This is a genomic window from Aquimarina algiphila (genome assembly GCF_007489275.1).
Taxonomy (GTDB): Bacteria; Bacteroidota; Bacteroidia; order Flavobacteriales; family Flavobacteriaceae; genus Aquimarina; species Aquimarina algiphila.
On the sequence record NZ_VLNR01000003.1, the window covers coordinates 66,184 to 87,731 of the forward strand.

The window sequence follows — 21,548 nt, forward strand, 5'->3', positions numbered from 1 at the left end:
ATAAGCGAATGAAATTTGTAATTGCGCCGGATAAGTTTAAAGGATCTCTTGATGGTTTTGAGTTTTGTGATGCTGTTGAAGAAGGTTTGCGGCAAGTAATTCCAAAAGCAAAAATAATTAAGCTTCCTCTTGCAGATGGAGGAGATGGAACAATGGAAGTTATTCGATATTATCTAAAGGGCGAAAAAGTCAGTAGTACAATAAACGACCCTCTTTTTAGAAAGATAAGTGCTAACTATCTCTTTAATTCTCAAGAAAAGATAGCATATATTGAAATGGCAGAAGCTTCTGGATTAAAATTGCTAAAAGAATCAGAACAGAATTGTATGAATACTTCTTCTTACGGAACAGGAGAATTAATAGTAGATGCAATAGACAAAGGAGCAGAAAGAATTATATTAGGAATCGGAGGTAGTAGTACTAATGATTGTGGAATTGGAATGGCAGAAGCACTAGGGTATAGGTTTTTAGATTGTGCTGGCAATAAAGTGACTCCTGTCGGAAAGAATTTGTCTTCAATAACAAAAATAAATACACATCATCTTCATCCAAAATTGGCAAATGTAAAATTTGAAGTGGCGTGTGATGTGAATAATCCTCTATACGGAAAAAATGGAGCAGCAAAAATATATGCAGCACAAAAGGGGGCTTCCAAAAGTGAAATAGAATTTTTGGATCTTGGGTTGCGACATTTTTCTAACCTATTAAAAGTAGAGTTTTCTAAAGATGTGCAAAAAGAAAAAGGATCTGGAGCGGCAGGGGGAATGGGAGCGGCAGCAATTACATTTTTAAATGCAAACTTAATATCTGGAATTGAGTTAGTTAAAAGAATGGCAGATATTGATATACATATTAAAGATGCTGATTGGGTGATTACTGGTGAAGGCAGATTAGATAGGCAAACATTAGCAGGTAAAACAATGAAAGGAGTTGTTGATAGTGCTAAAAAAATGAATATTCCGGTAGCTGCTTTTTGTGGAATTGTGGATATCCCAGATAAAGATTACCATCAATTAGGACTAAGATTCTCGACCTCAATTCTTTTGGATATTGTTCCCTTAGAAGAAGCGATTAAGAATAGTTATCAAAACCTAAGATTTTCGGTTATGAATTTTGCAAATGCGATATACCAAAATGAGGATAAAAAACTTGAAGGTTAAAGAGCATGTAAGCTAAATTCTGTCTGTACTAAATTTTAATTATTGATTTTACTATGTGGTATTATGACAAACGATGAACAAAAAGGATTTTAGAAAAAAGACTTGACCAGTCTATATGAGCATTCGGTTAGAACTTTTTTGAGAAAGACAGTCACATTTACTTCTATATCGAAAAGAAATGGAAGAGTCTTTTGTATAATTGAAGCCTTATAGTCCAATAATTTTATATTTAATTTAAGGAGAGGAATTGAAACAATGGATAAGATTTATTTATATACCCATCTTTAGCTTTCTAATTAAAGTACTAGTTCGGTATCGAACCCTGTACCTACAGGCTCTATACGTCGTTCAAGACCTGATGTGTCAATAGCAGTTACTTTAGGCCTGTCTCCTCCATAAACTTTTTTTAGTTGTTTTGCGTTTATTTTAAATTGCTTTAAATTTTTCATAATTAATTTTTAAGAATTATACCTACTCTATTTTTATTAAGCTTTTCGGTTTTCGCAAACTTTAATACAAAAGGAAACATTACTTTATTGATATGTATGGAACATGCTAGAAGGGATTTTGAAAAAACTCTGAATAGGGATGCATTCTGAGCCAGATATGTATTGGGGCAAAATCAAAAGCTATACGCTATAGAGTGAAAAGCAAGGAAACTTGAAAGTTCAGCTGAACAGAGAAACCGTTACCGCAAATTATATGCTGCTTCAATTTTAAATAGTTTTGAAAGTTAGTCTAAGGTACAGGTTCTTGAGGTTCTGCCTAAAAGTGCTAAGGGAAAAGCAATTGGATGTGCATTAAAATTATGGAACAAACTGAAAAGATATATCACTGATGTCATTTTGAGATTTACAACAATTAGGAGGAGAACATCATCAAACTATGGGCTCTAGGCAGAAAGAATTATCCGTTTTTCGGGTTTTCATAGAGCTGCTCAAAAAACTGTAATGTTATATTCTTTATTTACCAGTTGTAAAATTAATATTATAGCCCCATAGTATATGAAATTATGGAGGATAGTGAGGTGTTTTATCTCTTTACTATTTGTGGGGTTAGCCAATTCTGTAGATTTGCTATTAGTAAATTGAATGTATATTGGTTGCTAAACGCTACAATAAGAAAGAAGGATGTTTGGAAACACGATTTATTAGAAGCTTACAATTAATACCAAGCCCTATTTTATCTTTTCGTAGCGTTTAGCAAAAGTTTATTTTATTCAAGATATACAGTAGCAGATACACCACCTCTATCTCGGCACCAGCGGCTACCGCCTCGTTCTACTGAGCTTTCTGATTCTGCAGATGCGCTAAATGATTCTCCATTACCACAAATTACTAAACCATGCCCACCTGCATTGATTTTTGATAATAATTTCTTGTCAATTCTATACTTAGAAAAATTTTTTAAATACATAAAATGTAATTTTAAAGTGTTATTGAATAATTATCTAATCATAAGTAGTTAACATAGAACTTTTTTCGCAATAATTTATATTAACCGTTTGTTTCCGGAATTTATAAGTTAATATAATTACTTTGCTTATTTAAAGTTAAATAATGCTAACTTAATGTTTAGAATATATGATATACCCCTTCTGAATCAAGATATACCAATCTGTTAAGATCATTAGTAGGTGCGGATCCTTCATAACACCTTCCTATACTATGATCACATATACGTGCCCCGCCGACTATTTTTTGTTGTTGACTTTTGCTTAATGTTTTTCCGAAATCTAAAATCGATTTTTTCATAATATATATTTTAATTATTTGATACCACAATATGTTTAGTGTCGTTTGTGATTCTACGACTAAAATTTTTATACATTCATTTTATAGAAAATGATATGAATATACAGGTTGGCTGCATAGTTTTGAGATACTAAAGTATGTGTAAAAGGAAATTTTTTCAAGAGGATCTGGTCAGCATTTATAAATTTTACCTTATCGATTTATAAATTTTACCTTACCATTTTGTAACTTCTAATCCTTTTTAGAATTGTCATGATAACCTTGTTTTTTTGCATTTCCTTTAATATTCTTTGTATGTTTACCCAAAATTTTGTTAAAAACTAATCCTTGCCCTTGGTTAGAGTACATATGAGAGTTATTAGTTTATTTGTAATAATAGGATGCTTTATATCTACATTGTATTCTATGCAAGAACAGAAAGAAATCTATAATAGTTCTTCTGATTCACTAAAAGAGAAGACACTTCAAGAACTCAATACTCTTTTTTGGAATAGTAAAAATCAGGATTCAATAATCAAGCATGAGTTAGCGAATTTTTACATAGTAAAGGCTAAAAAGAATAAGGATAGAGAAAAGATTGCTGATGGATATCAAATGTTTCTTTCTATTTATGAAAAACAACCAGAGATATCATTACGGTATATAGATTCTATTATAAATGTAACAAAAGACTTAGAAAATAATCATTACCCATCCACGGGGTATATGATGAAAGGAAATTTATTAAGTGGAGTTGAAAGATATGATGAATCTTTAGAGGCATATTTAATAGCTAAAAAGTATGCGGAAATTAATGATAACAGTTGGCAATTGATGGGGTTGAAACATAACATTGCCTTATTAAAGACTATTCTGGGGAAAGAGGAGGAAGCATTATTAGTGTTTAAGGAGAATTATAATCATTTCAAAAAACAAGATGAAGTAGAAAAGCCTAGTCAGATCTATATTGCTACATTGTATGGGTTGTCAAAAAGTTACAATCGTCTTAAAAAATATGATTCGGCATATTTTTATTTGCAAAAAGGTATAAAATCTAGTTTATCTAGCAATCGTAAGTTCTATTATTCAGATTTGTTGTTTGCATTTGGGATAAATAGTTACTACAGGAATGAATACAACCCCGCGATTGATAGTTTACAAAAAGCGCTAAATTTATTTGAAGACGATATTAATAAATCACAGGTAAGAATTAGTTATTTATATTTAGGAAAGATCTATTTAAAGATAAAAGAAGAGCCCCGGGCACTAAGTTATTTACAAAAAGTTGATGCTGTAACCAATGATTCGAATTATAGATTAGAGATAAGAGACGCTTTTACTTTATTAATTGATCATTATAAAAAAAGTAATGATCAAAACAACCAATTAAAAGTAATGGAAAAATTGGTACGATATGATAGTATTTCTGCTATAAAACAGAGTCGTTTAAATAACTCAATTGTTAAAAAATATGATACTCCACAATTGATAAAGGATAAAGATCAATTGATAAGAGAAATTGTTAATAATAATAAGCGTTCAACTTATAGGTTGATAGTCTTAAGTGCTTTTGTAATGGTTGGGATAAGTTTTTTATTCAGATATTTTTATAAGAAAAGGAAAAGTGCTTACAAAACTTTGTTGAACAAGGAATTGAAAAGAGTTGAAGTTTTAGAGAAAAAGAATTCCAAATCTGTAAAGACAAGTTTAGACCTTTCTGTAGAGTTAAAACAAGAGATACTTAAGAAGTTAAGTGATTTTGAAAGTGATCTTGGGTATTTGAAAAATGATCTTACTCTAGCTAAGGTTTCAAAAAGTTTAAAAACGAATTCTACTTATTTGTCTAATGTTATTAATATGGAAAAACAAAAGAATTTTGCAACTTACATTAATGATTTGCGAATTGCATATTGTATTTTAAAGATAGAAGAGAATAAAATGTTTAGACAATATTCAATTAAGTCAATGGCAAAAGAAGTAGGGTTTAATAACATTCAATCATTTGCAAAGGCCTTTTCTAAAAATAAAGGGTGTAACCCTGCAGAATATGTTAAAAGGTATAGGGATTAGTTTGCTGTATATAGTTTTATATAAAAAAAACAGGTTAAAATTTATAAATTTTAACCGCTAAATAATTTTGAATCTATGTTGATCAATATTTCTTTTTTATTTTTAACTACTAATTAAAAGATGTTATGGAAAAAAGAAAAATCGGATTAAAAAAAATTAACATTACAAAATTGGGTATCTCAATGCAATATGTAAATGGGGGTAATGATTTAGAAAGAGCTTCAAGACTTGGTAATGATTGTAGTGGAGGAGGTTGTGTTTCTGATATTAAGCCTTGTGTTGGGACTGCTTTTAAAAGAATTGATGATTATTAATATTACATGATTTAGACTACCTAGAATGAACAACAAAAAGCCCAAATCAAGATTAGTGATTTGGGCTTTTAGATTAGAGAATTTTAACTAATTAATCTCTAAGAATGCTTCGTGATATTACGATCTTTTGGATTTCGCTGGTTCCTTCATAGATCTGAGTGATTTTAGCATCTCTCATTAATCGCTCTACATGATACTCTTTAACAAAACCATTACCTCCATGTACTTGTACTGCTTCTATACTAACATCCATTGCAGCTTGAGATGCAACAAGTTTTGCCATAGCTCCTGATAAGTCATAATTTTCGTGATTATCTTTGTCCATCGCTGCTTTATATACTAGCATACGAGCTGCTTCAATCTGTACATGCATGTCTGCAAGTTTGAAAGCGATTGCTTGATGATTCATAATTTCAGTACCAAAAGCTTTACGAACCTTAGCATATTCTTTTGCTAATTCATACGCTCCTGCTGCAATTCCTAGTGCTTGAGCTGCAATTCCTATACGCCCTCCAGCTAAAGTCTTCATTGCAAATTTAAAACCAAAACCATCTTCTCCAATACGATTTTCTTTAGGAACTTTTACATCATTAAAAATTAGAGAGTGAGTGTCACTACCACGTATCCCTAACTTATCTTCTTTGGGGCCAATTTCAAATCCTTCCCATCCTTTTTCAACGATAAATGCATTAATACCTTTATGTTTTTTTTCTTTATCCGTTTGCGCAATGACCAAATAGTAATCTGCAGATCCTCCATTAGTGATCCAGTTCTTGGTTCCGTTAAGAATATAATGATCTCCTTTGTCTACAGCTGTTGTTTTTTGAGATGTTGCATCACTACCAGCTTCGGGTTCAGATAAACAGAAAGCTCCAATAGATTCTCCTGTGGTAAGTTTTGTTAGATATTTTTCTTTTTGTTCTGGAGTGCCATAGGTGTCAAGTCCCCAGCATACTAAAGAATTATTTACAGATACAATAACAGAACAAGATGCATCTATCTTGGATAACTCTTCCATAACCAAAACATAAGAGATGGTATCCATTCCTCCTCCTCCATATTCTGGAGAAGCCATCATGCCTAAAAACCCAAGTTCCCCCATTCTTTTTACTTGTTGAGTAGGAAATTCTTGTTTGTTATCACGCTCAATTACTCCTGGTAATAATTCAGTTTTGGCAAAATCACGAGCTGCATCTCGTATCATTAACTGTTCTTCGGATAATTTAAAGTCCATATTTCTGTATAATTTACTGTGCGCGCATAACACGCAATTCTTACTTTTCGATGAAAATAAATCGAGATAACCTCGTAAATTTTATTAATCCCACAAATATAAGTGATAATATGATAGTTTTGCTGTTTTTTTCGTTTTTTGATATAATGATTTTTATTAGTGTTGTTTAAGAAATTTTTTGAATATGCTTTACTAAATTCTATGATAATATCTCAAGCGAAACATTCTGTTGTTTATTAGCATAATTTTATTTTTATTTATCCTTTTGACGTATTTAGTTTTTTATATTTGTGAAGTCTCATTTTGACTGTAATTTCAATGTATTGTAATACCTTATAATATGACTCAACTCTAACCTCTGTAATGGAGGGATTATTTTATTAAAAAAAAGACAATTATAAAGGATGTTGCTGCAAAAGCATACAGTTATGTATTCAATGGATTGAAATTTAAAAGAATGAAAGAGTTATTAAAAATATACGAAAATAAAGAGCCTGAAATAATTTTTAATTGGAAAGATGCAGAAACCGAAGCAGAAGGTTGGACGGTTATAAATTCTTTACGAGGAGGAGCAGCTGGAGGAGGAACAAGAATGAGAAAGGGTTTAGATATGAATGAAGTACTTTCTTTGGCAAAAACAATGGAAGTTAAGTTTACAGTATCTGGACCTGCAATAGGTGGAGCCAAATCTGGTATTAATTTTGACCCAGAAGATCCGCGTAAAAAAGGAGTGCTTAAACGATGGTACAAAGCAGTGTCCCCATTATTAAAAAGCTATTATGGAACTGGAGGAGATCTTAATGTTGATGAGATTCATGAAGTGATACCTATTACAGAAGAATGTGGAGTTTGGCATCCTCAGGAAGGAGTTTTTAATGGTCATTTTCAACCCACTGAGGCTGACAAAATAAATAGAATTGGACAGCTACGACAAGGAGTGATTAAGGTATTAGAAAATACTATGTTTTCTCCTAATGTTTCCAGAAAATATACTGTTGCAGATATGATTACTGGATATGGAGTTGCTGAAGCTGTTCGACACTATTACGATATTTATGGTGGAGAAGTAAAAGGGAAAAGAGCTGTAGTACAGGGATTTGGAAATGTAGGATCGGCAGCTGCTTATTATCTTTCAGAAATGGGAGCAAAGATTGTGGGAATAATCGATCATGCCGGAGGGTTAATAAATGAAAACGGTTTTTCTTTTGAAGAAATTAAACAACTGTATTTAAATAAAAAAGGAAATAAACTGTATAGCGAAAACCTTATTCCTTTTGAAGAATTAAATAAAAAAATATGGTCGCTCAAAACAGAAATTTTTACTCCATGTGCTGCGTCAAGGTTAATAACAGAAGATCAAATAAGTCAAATGATTAATTCGGGTCTTGAGGTGATTTCTTGTGGTGCCAATGTTCCTTTTGCTGATAAAGAAATATTTTTTGGACCAATCATGGAATATACGGATGAGAGAGTAAGTTTGATACCTGATTTTATCTCTAATTGTGGAATGGCAAGAGTTTTTGCATATTTTATGGAGCGCAAAGTACAAATGACAGATGAAGCTATTTTCATGGATACATCAGAAACCATAAAAAGAGCTATTCAAAGCACTTACAATAATAAACAAACACAAACTAATATAAGTAAAACAGCATTTGAGATTGCTCTCAAACAGCTGATATAGTATTAATCGCATTAATCAAGTACAACTATGTTTAAGTATTTTTTAGGTAATAGTCCGAAATGGTATAAAACTCTAATGATCGGATTTTTAATTTTTAATGTATTTTCTTATTTCATTTTGGGGCCAACCGTGACAGCTTGGCTATTTATTGGAGAATTTATTTTTACTCTAGCGATGGCACTTAAATGTTATCCATTGCAATCAGGAGGGTTACTGGCTATAGAAATTCTAGCATTAAATCTAACAACACCAAAAAACGCTTATCATGAGGTAGATCAAAATCTAGAAGTTGTGTTACTGTTGGTGTTTATGGTAGCGGGAATCTATTTTATGAAACCCTTGTTAATGTATATTTTTAGTAAAGTATTTACTAAAATAAAATCTAAAATGATACTTTCTTTACTGTTTGTGTTTTTAGCAGCAGTACTTTCTGCATTTTTGGATGCTCTAACGGTTACTGCTGTTTTGATAAGTGTAGCAGTAGGATTTTATGGAGTATATCATAAGATTCATTCTGGGTCTGGAGACTATGATGAGAGTGGAGTTTTAGATAAAAAAGAATTAAGTGGTGAAACTCTTGAGCAATTTAGAAGTTTTCTAAGAAGTTTGGTAATGCATGGTGTTGTAGGTACTGCGCTAGGAGGAGTATGTACATTGGTTGGTGAGCCTCAAAATTTATTAATTGGAGAGCGAATGGGATGGGATTTTATAGAATTTTTCCTTAAAATGGCACCAATTTCATTACCTGTTTTAGGAGCAGGGCTTATTACAACGGTTATTCTGGAGACTACAGGGTCCTTTGGTTTTGGTGCAAAATTACCAGAGGTTGCTAGAAATATTATTGAGAATTATACAGAAAAGGAAGATGCTAACAGATCTGATAAATCCAAATACGGACTAATAGTACAGGCTGTATCAGCTCTGCTTTTGATTGTTGGTCTGGCATTACATTTGGCTCCGGTAGGGTTTATTGGATTAGCATTAATTATTGTGCAGACGGCATTTATGGGGATTACAGAAGAGCACCATTTAGGAAAAGCATTCGAAGAAGCACTTCCATTTACAGGTTTGATTGTAGTTTTCTTTGTCATTGTTGCAATGATTCATGATCAGCATCTCTTTAAACCGATTATTGATTGGGCATTATCTCTAGATCCAGGACAGCAGCCTTCCATGTTTTATGTGGCTAATGGAGTATTATCTATGATAAGTGATAATGTTTTTGTGGCTACAGTATATATAGGAGAAGTTAAGCAGGCTTTTGATAACGGAGCAATATCTAGGGAGCAGTTTGAAAAATTAGCAATTGCAATAAATACAGGAACAAATTTACCAAGTGTTGCAACACCTAATGGGCAAGCGGCGTTCTTATTTTTACTAACTTCCTCTTTAGCTCCATTGATTGGATTGTCCTATATGAAAATGGTAAAAATGGCCTTTCCATATACAATAGTACTAGGAGGTATTGGTTTATTGGGAATAATATATATATTGTAAAGAGAAAAAACATACTTAACCTACAGAAATAACGTTAGTATACTAACACTAAATTAACAAAATCAAAATGACGTATTTATCTATGCTTGGTGTTTTAGCCCAAAACACCCCAGAAAATAACCCAGAATTAGAAGAAACTTCATTATCTATTATGGACCTTTTGTTTAGCGGAGGTACCGGTGCTGTAGTTATCATCTCTATTCTTTTTGTATTGCTCTTTGTAGCTGTATATATCTATTTTGAAAGACTCTTTGCAATTAAAGCAGCTTCAAAATATGACGAAGGTTTTATGAGTAAAATTAGAGATAGTGTAGTTAGTGGTAAAATTGAAGCAGCAAAAATTTTATGTGCTCAAACCAATAATCCCGTAGCAAGATTAACCGAAAAAGGAATTTCTAGAATAGGTCACTCTTTAGAGGATATAAATAAAGCTATTGAAAATGCAGGTAGACTAGAGGTATATAAACTGGAAAAAAATGTAAGTATTTTAGCAACGGTTGCAGGAGCAGCTCCCATGATTGGATTTTTAGGAACAGTAATTGGTATGATTTTGGCATTCCATAATTTGGCTTCTAGTTCAGGAACTGCCGATATGGGGGTTCTGGCTGAAGGTATTTATACTGCGATGACAACCACTGTAGGTGGATTAGTAGTAGGAATTGTAGCATATATTGGATACAATCATCTGGTAGTACGTACGGATAAAGTGATTCATAGTATGGAAGCTAACGCTGTAGATTTCTTGGACTTGTTAAACGAACCTGCATAGTATGAATTTAAGAGGAAGAAATAAGGTTAGTCCAGAATTTAGCATGTCTTCAATGACAGATATTGTATTTCTGTTATTGGTATTCTTTTTATTGACATCACCTGCAATTACTCCAGAGGCTTTGGATTTAATATTACCGAAGGCAAAAGGAAAAAGTTCTAATGCGCAGAACATATCGGTTAGTATTACAAATAAACTACAATACTATATTGATGAAGAACGTATAAGTCAAAGTAGGTTAGAATCTGAATTATTATCTAGATTACAAGGAAACAATGAGCCTACCATTATTTTAAGAGCCGAGGAAGGAGTTCCGATAGAGAAGGCGGTTGGTGTAATGGATATTGCGAATAGAAATAAATATAAAGTAATACTTGCGGTAAGACCTGAATAATAATATGATAAAGCTTGATACAAAACATAAAAGAAAATCCTTTATACTGACTATAATAGTTCACATTGGGATTATATTTTTATTGTTTTATCTAAGTTTAAGTTATATAAATCCTGAGGAGGAAAGTGGTATTGCGGTGAATTTTGGAACTACAGAGACGGGATCAGGTAATATTCAGCCTAATAAACCAATCAAATCTACGCCAAAACAAACCACACCAGAAACAACCTCATCTACTCCAGAACCACAAGAAGAAACACCCCAAATCGAAGATAAGGTGGTTACTCAAAATCTGGATGATGCTCCGGTAATTGAAAAAAAACCAAAAAAGAAGCCTAAAAAAAAGGTGGATGAACCTAAGAAAAAACCTAAGCCTTCTGATCAGAAACCTTCAAAGAATCAGACAGAAGAAAAACCTGTTAAGAAGGTAGAGGAAAAGAAACCAGATCCAAAACCAGATAAATCTACTCTGGATATATTGAATAGTTTTTCTAATGGCCCCAAAAGTGATGGTAAAGCCAAAGGAGGGGAAGGTGATGATAGATCACCTGGAGATAAAGGTCGTCCAGATGGAGATCCTAATGCTAAGTCATACTATGGCACAGGTAAAGGACTGGATGGCGATGGGAATTATCGATTAGGAGGAAGGAAAGCACTTAACAAAGAAAAATTTGTTCAGGATTGTAATGAATCTGGTATTGTTGTAGTGAAAATAGAAGTTAATCAAAGTGGTAAGGTAATACGAGCTACTCCTGGGATGAAAGGAACAACGAATAGTGCTTCATGCTTAATGGAGCCGGCAAAGAGAGCTGCTTTGGCTACACGATTTAATAATGATTCTAAAGCTCCCGCAAAACAAGTAGGAACTATTATCTATCAGTTTAAACTTTCCGAATAATATAGCATATGAATTATAGGGAAACTCTCGATTGGATGTTTGCCCAATTGCCAATGTACCAGCGTGATGGCGCTAGTGCATATAAAGTTGATCTTCATAATACCATTAAATTAGCTGCATACTTAGGAAACCCGGAAACCAAGTTTAAGAGTATTCATGTTGCAGGAACCAACGGAAAAGGATCCTCAAGTCATATGTTGGCATCGGTTTTACAAGAAGCAGGATATAAAGTAGGGTTATATACATCTCCGCACCTTAAGGATTTTAGAGAACGTATTCGTATTAATGGTAATGAGATCCCAGAACAGTATGTTGTTGATTTTGTTTCTACATATAAATCCTATTTCGAGGTAAATCAATTATCCTTTTTTGAAATGACAGTTGGGATGGCATTTCTTTATTTTGCAACATCAAAGGTTGATATTGCAATAATTGAAGTAGGGCTTGGAGGGAGATTAGATTCTACTAATATTATTATTCCAGAAGTTTCTGTCATTACTAATATAGGAATGGATCATGTTAAATTTTTAGGAAATACGCTAACAAAGATCGCAGGAGAGAAAGCTGGAATTATTAAAAAAAATGTACCTGTAATAATTGGGAGAACTACACCTGAAACAAAAAAAGTTTTTACAGAAAAGGCTAAAAAATGTAATAGTGATTTACATTTTGCAATAGAATATGATGGTCAGATGTATTCTTCAGATTTACTTGGGGTTTATCAGAAAGAGAATATTAGAACCGTACTGCAAACAATTTTGATCTTACAAAGACAAGGGTGGAAAATTAATGAACCTGCTATTTCAAGAGGTCTTACTAAGGTTGTAGTCAATACAGGATTGTTAGGAAGATGGCAAATCATACATAAAGAGCCTAAGGTTATATGTGATACTGCTCATAATAAAGATGGGTTAACCAAAGTTTTGGAGCAATTATTAGAAGAAAAATACGATTGCCTTCATATCGTTTTGGGAATGGTTAATGATAAAGATTTAGATAGTGTTATGTCTTTATTTCCAAAAGAAGCTCAATATTATTTTTCTAAACCTGATATCCCAAGAGGGTTGGATGCAAAAAAATTAAAGAAAAAGGCTTTAGAGTATAATTTGTTTGGCGAAGAGTATGGTACGGTAAAAGAGGCGTATGAAGCTGCATTACAGGTGGCTACAAAACGTGATGTTGTATATGTAGGAGGAAGCACATTTGTTGTTGCAGAAATAATTTAAATTTTCTTTAAAATTCTTTTGGTAGACTGTAAAACTGTCTTATATTTGCATCCGCAATCGCAAGATAGCGGGCGCTTAGCTCAGTTGGTTCAGAGCACTTGGTTTACACCCAAGGGGTCAGGGGTTCGAATCCCTTAGCGCCCACTTTAAATTAAAAACCTATACAATTTGTGTAGGTTTTTTTCATTTCCAGAAGAAACTCCAAATCAAAAATAAGAGTCTGATACTACCTTTTGAAAGTATAGATAATTTTTCGGGCTATAAATAGGTGATATAAATCAGAATTCTATGAAAGAGGTGTGCACTTGTGTTAGGATCGAATTATGAAGCTTAAAAAAGCTTAAAGAAAGGTAATTTATGTATTTACTAACGATTAAAAGTGTAATCTATCTCTTTAAATTGTATAGATTTGTATAGTATCGCTTATTTGATGTGATAATTGTGTTGTGGTACAAATTGATTTGAACAATGATATATGGAAAACACACATCATTTCTATTAGGTAAATTAGAGTATATTAAATATCTGCATGGCAAATTCATTATTGTTTATCCCTGATATTTCAGGTTTTACATATTTTGTTCAAAATACAGAGGTAGAACATAGTCAACACGTAATTTCTGAGCTGTTAGAAGTTCTTATTAATGCGAATACTCAGGATTTAAAACTGGCCGAGGTAGAGGGTGATGCTTTGTTTTTTTATAAAGAAAATGAGATTCCATCACAGGAAAAGCTTTTAGCACAGATAGAGACTATGTTTACTGGTTTTTATAGTCACCTAAAGCTTTTGGAGAAAAATCGTATTTGTCCTTGTAATGCTTGTGCTACTGCACCAAATCTGCAATTGAAAATTGTAGTACATTGTAGTGAATTGCAGTTTATTACTGTACAGGAGAAACGCAAACCATTTGGACAATCGGTTATTGAGGCTCATAGATTACTTAAAAATTCTGTTCCAAGTGATAATTATGCTTTATTAAGTAGTGAGGTTTCAAAGTTTATAGGTCTTCCGGTTCATTATAAAAGCAAGTTGTATAATTTTGTAGAAGGAAGTGATGTATATGATGGTAAAGAAATTAGGTATGTGTTCTCTGAGATAGATAAAGCCAAATTAAAACTTAATCCATTTGCAATTCCTGAAGTGGTAGATTTTAAATGTGCTCCGAGTGTTGTTTTGACTACAGAGTTTGGTATTTCTGGACAGCAGTTGTTTGAGTACATTACTAATTATAGTTATAGACACTATTGGGTGAATGGAGTGAGTGAATTCGAATATAACCCTGAAGAAGTTACCCGGTTGGGAACAGAGCATGTATGCGTTATTGATGGAAAACGATTGAACTTTACAACAGTTACGAAAGCAGCAAATGGTAATGAAATTGTGTATGGAGAACGTACAACAGATGTCCCAGTTGATGCTCTTTATAATTTTTTTATTATAAGACCTCTATCCGAAAATTCATGTTTATTAACCGTTGAGCTGTATCCCAAGGCTAAATCATTACTTAATAAGTTCTTGTTATGGCTTTTTATGAAAAGAATTTTTAGGAAATCTATGAGTACAACAATAAAAAATCTTGAAAACTTTGTCAAAAACGGGGCTGTTAATGGCTAAAGTAGCTCAAGTATTCTTTCTAGTTGCATTCCTCGAGAACCCTTGATGAGGATCGCATCTTTCTTGTTTTCTAAACTCCAATTGCTCATTAAATCCTCATAAGATTTGAATTTTTTAATTCGAGGATCTTTACATTGAGTGAGAAAAAAATTACTTCCAATTAAGTATATTTCATTAACATTTGTATTACTGATTATATCGGCAATGTTTTGATGTTCTAATGCTGCTGCTTCTCCAAGTTCAAACATATCGCCAAGAAATACAACTTTGTGACTATGGTTTAGTTGGGTAAAACTACTAATTGCAGCATCCATACTGGTAGGATTTGCATTGTATGCATCCAGAATAATAGTGTGATTTCCTTTTTCAAGAATTTGAGAGCGATTATTTTTTGGGATATAAGACTCGATAGCATTTTTAATGAGTTGAATATCTATCTCAAAATAACGCCCAATGGTTATTGCGGCTGCAATATTGGTGAAGTTATAAGCACCTACTAAATTACTGTTTATTGTTAAGTTTTGGTAAGTGGCTTTAACGTTGGGATTAGTTTCTGTTAATTGAATAGTAACATCGGTTTTAGAAGATGTAGAAAAAGTATAAGTATTAATGCCTAAAGAAGCATTTTGAAGTTTTTTGTCGTCAGAATTAAGAAAGACAAGTTTGTTGTTATTTTTTAAATAAGTGTATAGCTCGGTTTTACCTTTTAAAACACCGTCGATACCTCCAAAACCTTCTAGATGTGCTTTTCCTATGTTAGTAATGTAGCCATAGTCTGGGCTGGTAATTGAGGAGAGGAACTCGATTTCGCCCTGATGATTTGCTCCCATTTCTACAATCCCTATTTGCGTGTCTTTAGACATTGATAAAAGAGTAAGGGGGACTCCAATATGATTATTGAGATTGCCGATCGTAGCAGTCGTTTTGAAGCTAGAAGAGAGTACGCTGTTGATGAGTTCTTTTGTGGTTGTTTTTCCATTACTTCCAGTTAGAGCAATAATGGGAATGCCTAAATACTTTCGATGATAAGATGCTAGTTCTTGTAATGTTTTTAAAGCATTATTTACTAGAATGTGCTTTTCAGAAGTCTTGAACTCTTTTTCATCTACTATAGCGTAGGATGCACCTAATTCTAATGCTTTTTCAGCATATGTATTTCCGTTAAAATTCTCTCCTTTTAGAGCAAAGAAGATATCTTTTTTTTTAATTTTTCGAGTATCAGTGCATACGGTATTGCTTTCTAGAAACAATTGATGTATTTGGGCAATAGTCATTAAGTATTGATATTAAAAAAAGCCCTGACAAAATTGTACAGGGCTTTAATATTTATAACGAACTTTAAATAATCTTAATTTCTTGGTTTCTGATGTCTAGGTGTTTTTTGTTTTCTTGCTTTCGTACCAACACGAGACATAGCATTTCTGAAACCGATATAATCTGTAGCCATATATTGAGGCATAAATCTTCTTTGTGCTGGATCTAACCAGTACGCTCTGTCTTTCCAGGAACCTCCTTTGTAGACACGTACTTTATCATCAACGATTGTTGTTCTTTTGCTAGATTCATCATATTTTTTATCCATTTTTGTGCTATCTTCTGCACTAGGGCCTACATAATGAATCGGAGCATTATACATTCTTCTGTTCGGAAGATTTTCGTCTTGATATCCTTCATAGTATCTAGAAGAACTCTTGTCACCATCACGATAGTTCCTGTTATCACTATCAGTAAAGTTAGTTCTCATATAGGTTTCATTATCATCGATAGGAACCTGTAAAATACCACCAGGTAAAACTCTAGATATTATTCTACCATTACTTAAGGTGTCATATACTATAGAGTCTGTCATAACGATTTTTACAGTTCCATCAGGATTGATAGCATTTTTAGTATATACATTTCCTCTGTAGTAGTTAAAGTCATTGTACTCATCATCTACTATAGGTCTGTATACATCAGCAACCCATTCTGCAACATTTCCTGCCATGTCATATAATCCGTAATCATTAGGGTCATAAGACTTTACTGGGGCAGTAATATCAGCACCATCATCACTCCATCCTGCAATACCACCATAATCTCCATCTCCTTGCTTAAAGTTAGCTAATTGATCACCTCTAGTTCTTCTTTGTCCAGAACGAGTGTATTTTCCACTCCAAGGGTATTTTTTTCTACCTCTATAGATGTTATAGCTTCTAATTTCAACTAAACCTAAAGCAGCATATTCCCATTCTGCTTCTGTCGGTAGTCTATACTTAGGTAAAAGTAATCCATCTTTACGTTGAATGTATAAACCTGTAGAGTCGTTGTTTTTTTCATATCTTTCTGAAGCTCTTCCGCCGCGAATAGCTTCATCATTACCTCCGTATGTTTGAGAAGGAGCATTTAAATAAGTATCTGTGTCAAATGTACTTTCTGCAGAAACATCTTCGAAAGGAGCATTTTCTTTAATAACTTGTTCTTCTTCAAGAATTCTTTCATTAACGCGGTTAGTTCTCCAGTTACTAAATTCGATTGCCTGAATCCAGTTTACTCCAACTACAGGGTAATTAGCATATGCCGGATGACGTAAATAGTTATTTGTCATCATTTCATTAAACCCAAGTCGGTTTCTCCAAACTAAAGTATCAGGAAGAGCACCATAGTAAATGTTTCTGTATTTTGGTTCAGTAGGAGGATAAACACCTTTTAACCAATCTAAGTATTCCAGATACATTACATTAGTTACTTCTGTTTCATCCATATAAAAAGATTGAACATGCTGTTGAGTTGGAGTATTATTCCAGTCATGCATTACATCATCCTGTACACGTCCCATAGTAAAGGTACCACCTTCTATAAAAACTAAACCAGGTCCTGTTTCTTGCTCTTTATAATTTGTCTGTACCTGAAATCCACCATCCTTGGAATTGTATTTCCAACCTGTGGCTCTGGAATTGTCACCATAATTGTTCTTCGAACAACTAAATAGTAAAACACTAACGGAAAGTGCCATTAGCGACTTAAAAATAAACGCGTTTCTCATAATCTTAAGTTCGTTAAAGTAGAAATTAGGGCTTGCAATATAAATAATAAACGTTAAAATTACCCTAATTTTTTCAAAATATTATCAATTCACATTTTTTTATGAATTTATAACGACTTTGGATTAACGCAATATTTATAAATTTATTATTATTTTTTTTATAAAACTTGAAAGTTAGAATGAATTTAGAACCGTGTTCTTTTTTGGTTTTTTAATGTAATGAATTTGTTTTCAGTGACTAAGGGGTTGGGTGTGCGATGCTGCTTTTGCTGAAACAAATAGTCTTACAATTGAATAATAGTAAAATTTTCATTCTGAGTTTTAGAGAAAAAAATATGCAAAAAATAAACTCTTAAAATTTTATTTTTTTAAAAAATGAATACCTACCAATGTTTAAAGGTTAATTTTTACTCTAAAAAGCCCTGTGCAACCAACTTTTTTTAATAATTATGTCTGTGAATACTTCAGAATACCTTTTTTTGGGATTAAAAATATATTCGAATTTTATTCTACACGTTTTTAAACAACATTGATATTTATGAAAAATAAAAAGTAGTTGAATTATGAGTTCATATGTTAATATGTTCAAATTAAGGTTAAACAGTAATAAATAACTAAAAACCATATGTATTGCTAAAAAATCTTGTTATATATACATAATTATGTGCAACAGTGTTATTTTAGCTTAGAATTTGGTTGATATTTGAAAGTGTGATAAAACCAACAAATAATGAGTGGTTTGTTTTAATTAAAACAATGAGTGTAAGTGGTTGGTTTTTATTACTTTATGAAAGAATACGGTGGTTGTTGATTATGAAGAAGAAGATATTTTATTAAAATTAAACCTACCGAAAATTGAATGATATATAAGATATCTCTAAATTCGACGTTAATTAATCAGCAACTTGAAAAAATTAAGAACTCAATTATTCTTAATCACTAAATAACTATATATTTGTCAAACTCAATTTTAATGGATATGAAAAGAATATTAATCCTTAGCCTGGTATTTGCAACAATTTTTACTTCAAAAACAAGGTCTCAGGAACAGAACAGAGCGATTACTACAGCCACACCGTTTTTGTTAATTGCTGCTGATGCACGAGCAGCGGGTCTTGCAGATCAGGGGGTTGCAACGTCTGCAGATGCGTTTTCGCAGCAGTGGAACCCTGCAAAGTATGCCTTTATTAAAAATAAGCAAGGCGTAGGGGTTAATTATACTCCGTATCTTAGTAATCTGGTTAACGATATATTTTTAGGGAATGTAAATTATGTTAATCGTATAAATGAAAGAAGTGCTGTTGCGGCAAGTTTTAGATATTTTAGTTTAGGTGATATTGAGTTTAGACAAGGTCCTACAGATGCACCCAATGTGCAAAAGCCAAATGAGCTAACTTTAGATATTTCATATGCATTAAAACTGGATGATCATTTCTCTATGGCAGTAGCAGGACGTTATTTACGTTCTGATTTAAGACTTCAGGGTACTGGTGCCGATGCAAGTGCAGCAGGTAGTTTTGGAGTTGATATCGCAGGTTTTTACCGAAGTGATGAAATAGCTTTTAATTCTTTTAATGGTAGATGGAGAGCAGGTGCAACAATTTCTAATATTGGTCCAAAAATAAAATATGATGATGCAGGACAAGAGAATTTTATACCAACAAACTTTAGATTAGGTGGTTCTTTTGATTTTATCTTTAATGAAGATAACCGAATTACTCCATCGTTAGAATTTAGTAAACTTCTTGTTCCAACTCCGCTGGATCCTGATGCGGATGGTGATGGAACTATTACTCCAGAAGAACAACAAGCTGCAAATCAAGAATATAATGATAAAAGCGCTTTTGGATCTATATTTTCTTCATTTGGTGATGCACCAGATGGATTTAGTGAGGAATTAAAAGAAATTACATGGTCATTGGGAGCAGAATATATGTATAAAGAAGTATTTGCTTTTAGAGCTGGATACTTTAATGAAGCCGAAGAAAAAGGTGCTCGTAAATTTTTATCACTAGGTGCAGGTTTTAAATATAATATTATCAATTTAGATATTTCATATTTATTCTCTACATCTTCTGTTAGAAGTCCACTTGATTCAACGCTTCGTTTTGGTCTTTCGTTTAACTTTGGAGATGAATATTATGATTAAATCATAATATTGTAAATAATATCAAAAAAAGTATCAACTGTAAAGTTTGATACTTTTTTTGATTGTGGTACATTGTGAAGCTCTATTGGATGTTTAATAGGTGTAGAACTAGATGATCAAAAAATCATAAGACAAAAGTATAGATGAAGGAAGTAGAACTAAAATCTATTCTACAGGTATATGATTCATTTGATGAATTACCTGTAGATATACAAAAACTGATGCAACAATCTTTTGAGATTAGAGATAAAGCATACGCTCCTTATTCGGAGTTTCTGGTAGGAGCAGCCTTGTTATTAGAAAATGGCGAAGTGATTTTGGGGAATAATCAAGAGAATGCTTGTTATCCATCTGGATTATGCGCAGAACGTACAGCTATATATTATGCTGGAGCTAATTATCCAGGAATTCCCATTGTTACAATGGCATTATCTGCTAAATCCTTAAAACATCAATTGGTTACTCCAACACCTCCGTGTGGTGCCTGTAGGCAATCAATAGCAGAGTATGAGATAAAACAGAACAAGCCAATAGCTATTTATTTTATGGGAGAGACAGGAAAAGTGGTCAAATCTTCTTCTTTAGCTAATTTATTGCCGCTTATTTTTGATAATTCGTATTTATAACGTTTTCGTTGATTTTATGCGCAAACTCCTTTCTCCTTAATTCCGAATATGTTATTTTTGTTTTTCGTTCTCTTAATAAATAAGGAGGAAAAATTAAATAATTACTAGTTTTTAAACTGGTTTTTTATATATACATCAGCACACAATTATAAATGAAAAAGATCACTAAAGAAGTTTACCTAAATTGGTACGAAGAAATGCTTTTCTGGAGAAAGTTCGAAGATAAGCTGGCTCAGGTTTATATCCAACAAAAAGTAAGAGGCTTTTTACACTTGTACAATGGGCAAGAAGCTATTTTAGCAGGAGCCTTACATGCAATGGATCTTACAAAAGATAAAATGATAACAGCTTATCGTAATCATGTACAGCCTATAGGTATGGGTGTTGACCCAAAACGTGTAATGGCAGAGTTGTATGGTAAAGGAACTGGTACTTCTCAAGGTTTAGGAGGATCGATGCATATATTCTCAAAAGAACATCGATTTTATGGAGGACATGGTATCGTTGGAGGACAAATACCTTTGGGAGCTGGTTTGGCATTTGCAGATAAGTATCATAAAAGAGATGCAGTGACACTTACATTTTTTGGTGATGGAGCTGCTCGTCAGGGATCGTTGCATGAGACTTTTAACTTGGCGATGCTATGGAAATTACCAGTAGTGTTTTGTGTAGAAAATAATGGATATGCTATGGGTACTTCTGTAGAAAGAACAGCAAACCATACTGATATCTGGAAACTAGGACAAGGATATGAAATGCCTTCTGGTCCTGTAGATGCAATGAATCCTATAAAAGTTGCGGAAGCAATGGATGAAGCTATTACTAGAGCAAGAACAGGAGGAGGGCCAACATTTTTAGAATTAAAAACATATAGATATAGAGGGCACTCTATGAGTGATGCTCAAAAATATCGTACAAAGGAAGAAGTAGCAGAGTATCAAAAAATAGACCCTATAACTCAGGTTTTGGATATTATTAAAGATAAAAAATATGCTACAGATGAAGAAGTTGCTGAGATCGATAAAAGAGTAAAAGATAGAGTTGCAGAATGTCAGAAATTTGCTGAGGAATCACCATTCCCAGAAAAGAATGTAATGTACGATGTTGTATATGAACAGGATGATTATCCATTTTTATCACACAAACCACAATAG

At 32.8% G+C, this 21,548-nt stretch carries 19 protein-coding genes and 1 tRNA gene; 14 read left to right on the forward strand and 6 right to left on the reverse strand.

Going from position 1 to position 21,548, the window contains the following annotated elements; all coding sequences use genetic code 11:
• Positions 1-8: 8 nt before the first annotated feature.
• The gene (locus FOF46_RS01930) at positions 9-1,160 is read left to right on the forward strand and encodes a glycerate kinase (RefSeq protein WP_109438402.1); all 1,152 of its coding nucleotides are present in this window, start codon (positions 9-11) and stop codon (positions 1,158-1,160) included.
• A gap of 296 nt (positions 1,161-1,456) precedes the next feature.
• Here the strand turns inward: FOF46_RS01930 and FOF46_RS31315 are convergent, their stop codons facing one another.
• The 3 genes from FOF46_RS31315 to FOF46_RS01940 all read right to left on the reverse strand — a co-directional run bounded on the left by FOF46_RS31315 (position 1,457) and on the right by FOF46_RS01940 (position 2,914).
• Positions 1,457-1,609, reverse strand: a complete 153-nt coding sequence (locus tag FOF46_RS31315; RefSeq protein ID WP_167571725.1) for a hypothetical protein — start codon at positions 1,607-1,609, stop codon at positions 1,457-1,459.
• Between the two features lie 766 nt (positions 1,610-2,375).
• A complete protein-coding gene (locus FOF46_RS01935) occupies positions 2,376-2,576 on the reverse strand; it encodes a hypothetical protein (RefSeq protein ID WP_109438403.1) in 201 nt (66 codons plus the stop codon).
• Positions 2,577-2,734: 158 nt separating this feature from the next.
• The gene (locus FOF46_RS01940) at positions 2,735-2,914 is read right to left on the reverse strand and encodes a hypothetical protein (protein WP_109438404.1); all 180 of its coding nucleotides are present in this window, start codon (positions 2,912-2,914) and stop codon (positions 2,735-2,737) included.
• 405 nt (positions 2,915-3,319) lie between these two features.
• Here FOF46_RS01940 and FOF46_RS01945 point away from each other — a divergent pair, with 405 nt between their 5' ends.
• Both FOF46_RS01945 and FOF46_RS01950 read left to right on the forward strand, forming a co-directional pair.
• Entirely contained in the window at positions 3,320-4,963 is a 1,644-nt protein-coding gene (locus FOF46_RS01945) for a helix-turn-helix domain-containing protein (protein WP_160114325.1), read from the forward strand.
• A 125-nt stretch (positions 4,964-5,088) separates the two neighbouring features.
• Positions 5,089-5,277 carry a hypothetical protein gene (locus FOF46_RS01950; protein ID WP_109438406.1) on the forward strand — a complete coding sequence of 63 codons (189 nt, stop codon included), beginning with the start codon at positions 5,089-5,091 and terminating at the stop codon, positions 5,275-5,277.
• A 91-nt stretch (positions 5,278-5,368) separates the two neighbouring features.
• Here FOF46_RS01950 and FOF46_RS01955 read toward each other — a convergent pair whose 3' ends face one another.
• Complete coding sequence (locus FOF46_RS01955) at positions 5,369-6,511, reverse strand: acyl-CoA dehydrogenase (RefSeq protein WP_109438407.1); 1,143 nt, start codon at positions 6,509-6,511, stop codon at positions 5,369-5,371.
• Between the two features lie 457 nt (positions 6,512-6,968).
• On the opposite strand from FOF46_RS01955, the gene FOF46_RS01960 reads away from it, so the two are divergent.
• The 8 genes from FOF46_RS01960 to FOF46_RS01995 all read left to right on the forward strand — a co-directional run bounded on the left by FOF46_RS01960 (position 6,969) and on the right by FOF46_RS01995 (position 14,594).
• Complete coding sequence (locus tag FOF46_RS01960; protein WP_109438408.1) at positions 6,969-8,195, forward strand: Glu/Leu/Phe/Val dehydrogenase dimerization domain-containing protein; 1,227 nt, start codon at positions 6,969-6,971, stop codon at positions 8,193-8,195.
• Positions 8,196-8,222: 27 nt separating this feature from the next.
• A complete protein-coding gene (gene nhaB, locus FOF46_RS01965) occupies positions 8,223-9,692 on the forward strand; it encodes a sodium/proton antiporter NhaB (RefSeq protein ID WP_109438409.1) in 1,470 nt (489 codons plus the stop codon).
• Positions 9,693-9,774: 82 nt separating this feature from the next.
• A complete protein-coding gene (locus FOF46_RS01970; RefSeq protein ID WP_109438410.1) occupies positions 9,775-10,461 on the forward strand; it encodes a MotA/TolQ/ExbB proton channel family protein in 687 nt (228 codons plus the stop codon).
• Position 10,462: 1 nt separating this feature from the next.
• Positions 10,463-10,855 (forward strand): ExbD/TolR family protein, encoded by a 393-nt coding sequence (locus tag FOF46_RS01975; protein ID WP_109438411.1) that lies wholly within the window; start codon positions 10,463-10,465, stop codon positions 10,853-10,855.
• Between the two features lie 4 nt (positions 10,856-10,859).
• A complete protein-coding gene (locus tag FOF46_RS01980; RefSeq protein ID WP_109438412.1) occupies positions 10,860-11,753 on the forward strand; it encodes an energy transducer TonB in 894 nt (297 codons plus the stop codon).
• Between the two features lie 8 nt (positions 11,754-11,761).
• Positions 11,762-12,979: a bifunctional folylpolyglutamate synthase/dihydrofolate synthase gene (locus FOF46_RS01985; RefSeq protein WP_143915303.1), complete on the forward strand. Its 1,218-nt coding sequence runs from the start codon at positions 11,762-11,764 to the stop codon at positions 12,977-12,979.
• Between the two features lie 69 nt (positions 12,980-13,048).
• Positions 13,049-13,123 (forward strand) — tRNA-Val (locus tag FOF46_RS01990).
• A 385-nt stretch (positions 13,124-13,508) separates the two neighbouring features.
• Entirely contained in the window at positions 13,509-14,594 is a 1,086-nt protein-coding gene (locus FOF46_RS01995) for a DUF2652 domain-containing protein (RefSeq protein ID WP_109435248.1), read from the forward strand.
• Here FOF46_RS01995 and FOF46_RS02000 read toward each other — a convergent pair.
• On the reverse strand, positions 14,591-15,868 hold the full coding sequence (locus tag FOF46_RS02000) for a UDP-N-acetylmuramoyl-tripeptide--D-alanyl-D-alanine ligase (protein WP_109435247.1): 1,278 nt from the start codon (positions 15,866-15,868) through the stop codon (positions 14,591-14,593). The genes FOF46_RS01995 and FOF46_RS02000 overlap by 4 nt on opposite strands.
• A 74-nt stretch (positions 15,869-15,942) precedes the next feature.
• Complete coding sequence (gene gldJ, locus FOF46_RS02005; protein WP_109435246.1) at positions 15,943-17,619, reverse strand: gliding motility lipoprotein GldJ; 1,677 nt, start codon at positions 17,617-17,619, stop codon at positions 15,943-15,945.
• A 979-nt stretch (positions 17,620-18,598) separates the two neighbouring features.
• Here gldJ and porV point away from each other — a divergent pair.
• The 3 genes from porV (at position 18,599) to pdhA (ending at position 21,548) form a co-directional block, all read left to right on the forward strand.
• On the forward strand, positions 18,599-19,768 hold the full coding sequence (porV, locus tag FOF46_RS02010; protein WP_109435262.1) for a type IX secretion system outer membrane channel protein PorV: 1,170 nt from the start codon (positions 18,599-18,601) through the stop codon (positions 19,766-19,768).
• 143 nt (positions 19,769-19,911) lie between these two features.
• A complete protein-coding gene (locus tag FOF46_RS02015) occupies positions 19,912-20,394 on the forward strand; it encodes a cytidine deaminase (protein ID WP_109435245.1) in 483 nt (160 codons plus the stop codon).
• A 152-nt stretch (positions 20,395-20,546) separates the two neighbouring features.
• Positions 20,547-21,548, forward strand: a complete 1,002-nt coding sequence (pdhA, locus tag FOF46_RS02020; protein WP_109435244.1) for a pyruvate dehydrogenase (acetyl-transferring) E1 component subunit alpha — start codon at positions 20,547-20,549, stop codon at positions 21,546-21,548.

What these genes read in the sequence shown, in the direction of transcription:
- FOF46_RS01945 (WP_160114325.1), top strand. Translation starts at nt 3,320, where the DNA reads ATGCAAGAACAGAAAGAAATCTATAATAGTTCTTCTGATTCACTAAAA.
- FOF46_RS31315 (WP_167571725.1), bottom strand. Translation starts at nt 1,609, where the DNA reads ATGAAAAATTTAAAGCAATTTAAAATAAACGCAAAACAACTAAAAAAA.
- FOF46_RS01985 (WP_143915303.1), top strand. Translation starts at nt 11,762, where the DNA reads ATGAATTATAGGGAAACTCTCGATTGGATGTTTGCCCAATTGCCAATG.
- FOF46_RS01995 (WP_109435248.1), top strand. Translation starts at nt 13,509, where the DNA reads ATGGCAAATTCATTATTGTTTATCCCTGATATTTCAGGTTTTACATAT.
- FOF46_RS01955 (WP_109438407.1), bottom strand. Translation starts at nt 6,511, where the DNA reads ATGGACTTTAAATTATCCGAAGAACAGTTAATGATACGAGATGCAGCT.
- FOF46_RS02015 (WP_109435245.1), top strand. Translation starts at nt 19,912, where the DNA reads ATGAAGGAAGTAGAACTAAAATCTATTCTACAGGTATATGATTCATTT.
- porV (WP_109435262.1), top strand. Translation starts at nt 18,599, where the DNA reads ATGAAAAGAATATTAATCCTTAGCCTGGTATTTGCAACAATTTTTACT.
- FOF46_RS01930 (WP_109438402.1), top strand. Translation starts at nt 9, where the DNA reads ATGAAATTTGTAATTGCGCCGGATAAGTTTAAAGGATCTCTTGATGGT.
- nhaB (WP_109438409.1), top strand. Translation starts at nt 8,223, where the DNA reads ATGTTTAAGTATTTTTTAGGTAATAGTCCGAAATGGTATAAAACTCTA.
- FOF46_RS01970 (WP_109438410.1), top strand. Translation starts at nt 9,775, where the DNA reads ATGCTTGGTGTTTTAGCCCAAAACACCCCAGAAAATAACCCAGAATTA.
- FOF46_RS01940 (WP_109438404.1), bottom strand. Translation starts at nt 2,914, where the DNA reads ATGAAAAAATCGATTTTAGATTTCGGAAAAACATTAAGCAAAAGTCAA.
- pdhA (WP_109435244.1), top strand. Translation starts at nt 20,547, where the DNA reads ATGAAAAAGATCACTAAAGAAGTTTACCTAAATTGGTACGAAGAAATG.
- FOF46_RS01960 (WP_109438408.1), top strand. Translation starts at nt 6,969, where the DNA reads ATGAAAGAGTTATTAAAAATATACGAAAATAAAGAGCCTGAAATAATT.
- FOF46_RS01980 (WP_109438412.1), top strand. Translation starts at nt 10,860, where the DNA reads ATGATAAAGCTTGATACAAAACATAAAAGAAAATCCTTTATACTGACT.
- FOF46_RS01935 (WP_109438403.1), bottom strand. Translation starts at nt 2,576, where the DNA reads ATGTATTTAAAAAATTTTTCTAAGTATAGAATTGACAAGAAATTATTA.
- gldJ (WP_109435246.1), bottom strand. Translation starts at nt 17,619, where the DNA reads ATGAGAAACGCGTTTATTTTTAAGTCGCTAATGGCACTTTCCGTTAGT.
- FOF46_RS02000 (WP_109435247.1), bottom strand. Translation starts at nt 15,868, where the DNA reads ATGACTATTGCCCAAATACATCAATTGTTTCTAGAAAGCAATACCGTA.
- FOF46_RS01975 (WP_109438411.1), top strand. Translation starts at nt 10,463, where the DNA reads ATGAATTTAAGAGGAAGAAATAAGGTTAGTCCAGAATTTAGCATGTCT.
- FOF46_RS01950 (WP_109438406.1), top strand. Translation starts at nt 5,089, where the DNA reads ATGGAAAAAAGAAAAATCGGATTAAAAAAAATTAACATTACAAAATTG.